Raw genomic sequence first — 613 nt, forward strand, 5'->3', positions numbered from 1 at the left:
AGTCAAGTCCAGACTCCTGTGTAAAATGCTATACAATGTTTTTACCATTTCTACTTATCAAAATTGATGTATTTTCTTGAAGAATAAATCCATTCATCATGTAGGTCCATAAGAACGGCTCCAATTAAGCGATTGGCTGATGTTTGATTGGGGAAGATGCGAATAATCTTTTCTCTTCTGCGTACTTCTTGATTCAGTCGTTCAATTAGATTGGTACTCTTTAGTCGATTGTGGGAATTTCCTTGTACGGTATATTGAAAGGCGTCTTCGAATCCATCATCCAATGATGCGCAAGCTTTTGAATATTTTGGTTGATCGATATAATCATGAATCAATCGATTTTTAGCCTCACGCGCTAAGTTAATATCTGTGAACTTAAAAATTCCTTTAACAGCTTCTCTGAAAGATTTTGAATTTTTTTTAGGGGTTCTGTTGCAAAGTTAGAAAAATATAGCTAACTACCATTTTATCATGTCGTTGTTCCCTTAACTGGCTAACATATCCCTAATTTCGTGGCATGGCGAAAATCCGTAGATCTGAAGAGATCTGCGGTTCTTTTTATATAGAGCGTAAATACATTCAATGCCTTTGAGTGTATTTTTTGCCGTATTGA

Annotated in this window: 2 pseudogenes; both read right to left on the minus strand. The window is 35.4% G+C overall.

The window, feature by feature from the left end:
* Positions 1 to 50: 50 nt before the first annotated feature.
* Positions 51 to 425: pseudogene (locus LQ622_RS14890) on the minus strand (IS256 family transposase); the annotation flags it as partial.
* A 60-nt stretch (positions 426 to 485) separates the two neighbouring features.
* A pseudogene (locus LQ622_RS14895) lies at positions 486 to 613 on the minus strand (IS6 family transposase); the annotation flags it as partial.

It is taken from the genome of Mammaliicoccus sp. N-M50 (assembly GCF_022386995.1).
Classification (GTDB): domain Bacteria; phylum Bacillota; class Bacilli; order Staphylococcales; family Staphylococcaceae; genus Mammaliicoccus; species Mammaliicoccus sciuri_A.